The sequence below is a fragment of the Pseudomonas sp. HMWF006 genome, assembly GCF_003061205.1.
Lineage (GTDB): Bacteria > Pseudomonadota > Gammaproteobacteria > Pseudomonadales > Pseudomonadaceae > Aquipseudomonas > Aquipseudomonas monsensis.
Genome location: NZ_QAIU01000167.1, coordinates 1 through 2,452, shown reverse-complemented (window position 1 = coordinate 2,452; position 2,452 = coordinate 1). Strand labels below are relative to the sequence as shown.

Genomic DNA, 2,452 nt, shown 5'->3' with positions numbered 1-2,452 from the left:
CTATTGAGAGTCCCCTTCGCGATGACGCCTCTAGATACCAAGCGCCCGCTGCAGCTCAATGATCAGGGCCAGCTGCGCCACTTCCTCTCGCTCGATGGCCTGCGCCGCGAGTTGCTGACGGAAATCCTCGACACTGCCGACTCGTTTCTCGAAGTCGGGGCCCGGGCGGTGAAGAAGGTCCCGTTGCTGCGCGGCAAGACCGTGTGCAACGTGTTCTTCGAAAACTCCACGCGCACCCGCACCACCTTCGAACTGGCGGCCCAGCGGCTGTCGGCAGACGTGATCACCCTGAACGTGTCGACCTCGTCGGCCAGCAAAGGTGAAACCCTGCTCGACACCCTGCGCAACCTCGAAGCCATGGCCGCCGACATGTTCGTCGTGCGCCACGGCGATTCCGGTGCTGCACACTTCATCGCCGAGCATGTCTGCCCACAGGTGGCGATCATCAACGGCGGCGACGGCCGTCACGCCCACCCGACCCAGGGCATGCTCGACATGCTCACCATCCGTCGGCACAAGGGCGGTTTCGAAAACCTCTCAGTGGCGATCGTCGGCGACATCCTGCACTCGCGGGTGGCACGCTCGAACATGCTCGCGCTGAAAACCCTCGGCTGCCCGGACATCCGCGTGATCGCGCCGAAGACCCTGCTGCCGATCGGCATCGAGCAGTACGGCGTGAAGGTTTACACCGACATGAACGAAGGCCTGAAGGACGTCGACGTGGTGATCATGCTGCGCCTGCAGCGTGAGCGCATGACCGGCGGCCTGCTGCCAAGCGAAGGCGAGTTCTACCGCCTGTTCGGCCTGACCACCGCGCGTCTGGCCGGGGCCAAACCCGATTGCATCGTCATGCACCCGGGGCCGATCAACCGTGGTGTAGAGATCGAATCGGCAGTGGCCGACGGCCCGCACTCGGTGATCCTCAATCAAGTCACCTACGGCATCGCCATCCGCATGGCCGTGCTGTCGATGGCCATGAGCGGGCAAACAGCGCAACGTCAATTCGAGCAGGAGAACGCCCAGTGAAGCTCAGCATTCTCGGCGCCCACGTCATCGATCCAAGCAGCGGCCTGGATCAAATCACCGATATCCACGTTGAAGCCTGCAAGATCGTCGCCCTCGGCGCTGCGCCGGCCGGTTTCACTGCCGTCGAAACCATCGACGCCCAAGGCCTGGTCGCCGCGCCCGGGCTGGTCGACCTGAACGTCGCCCTGCGCGAGCCGGGCTACAGCCGCAAAGGCAGCATTGCCAGCGAAACCCGCGCAGCGGCGGCCGGTGGCGTAACCAGCCTGTGCTGCCCGCCGAAGACCAAACCGGTGCTCGACACCTCGGCGGTGGCCGAACTGATCCTCGACCGTGCTCGCGAAGCCGGCAACACCAAGGTGTTCCCGATTGGCGCGCTGAGCAAAGGTCTGGACGGCGAACAGCTTGCCGAGCTGGTGGCGCTGCGTGACGCCGGTTGCGTCGCGTTCGGCAACGGTCTGGAGAGTTTCCGCAACACCCGCACCCTGTGCCGGGCGCTGGAATACGCGGCCACCTTCGATCTGACGGTGATTTTCAACTCGCAGGATCACGATCTGGCGGATGGCGGCCTGGCCCACGAAGGCGCGGTCGCCAGCTTCCTCGGTCTGCCGGGCATTCCGGAAACGGCGGAAACCGTGGCCCTGGCCCGCGATCTGTTGCTGGTCGAGCAGACCGGCGTGCGCGCGCACTTCAGCCAGTTGACCAGCGCTCGCGGTGTGGCTCTGATCGCCCAGGCTCAGGCCCGCGGCTTGAAGGTCACGGCGGATGTCGCGTTGTATCAACTGATCCTCACCGATGAAGCGCTGATCGACTTCAGCAGTCTCTATCACGTGCAACCGCCGCTGCGCACCCGCGCAGACCGCGACGGCCTGCGTGAGGCTGTGAAATCGGGTGTGGTATCGGCAATCTCCAGCCATCACCAGCCGCATGAACGCGACGCCAAACTGGCGCCGTTCGGCGCAACCGAGCCGGGCATCAGCAGCGTCGAGCTGCTGCTGCCGCTGGCGATGACCCTGGTCGAGGATGGTTTGCTGGATCTGCCGACCCTGCTCGCGCGCCTGAGCGCTGGGCCTGCGGACGCGCTGCGCCTGCCGGCGGGCAAACTGGCGGTGGGCGGTGCGGCGGACATCGTGCTGTTCGATCCGAAAGCTTCGACAGTCGCCGGTGAACACTGGTTGTCGAAGGGTGAGAATTGCCCGTTTGTAGGCCACACGTTGCCGGGTGTGGTTCGCTACACCTTGGTGGATGGGCGGATCAGTCACCAGGCTTGATACCGCGTCGCCCCTTTCGCGAGCAAGCTCACTCCCACAAGGATCACCGTGAACCCTGTGGGAGCGAGCTTGCTCGCGAAGCTTTACTGGAAGGCGCCTCTGCCTTCGGCATTACGCACCGAGACCTGATCATTCAGCGTCCAGAAGTCATACAGCAC

The 2,452-nt window shown here is 64.6% G+C and carries 2 protein-coding genes; both read left to right on the top strand.

Annotated features, from left to right (window positions below; genetic code table 11):
* The first annotated feature begins 21 nt into the window (after positions 1–21).
* Entirely contained in the window at positions 22–1,026 is a 1,005-nt protein-coding gene (locus DBR24_RS06720; RefSeq protein ID WP_003229107.1) for an aspartate carbamoyltransferase catalytic subunit, read from the top strand.
* Positions 1,023–2,294, top strand: coding sequence for a dihydroorotase (locus DBR24_RS06715; RefSeq protein WP_128614287.1), 1,272 nt, complete (start codon positions 1,023–1,025; stop codon positions 2,292–2,294). Before DBR24_RS06720 ends, DBR24_RS06715 begins: the two co-directional genes overlap by 4 nt.
* Positions 2,295–2,452: the final 158 nt, after the last annotated feature.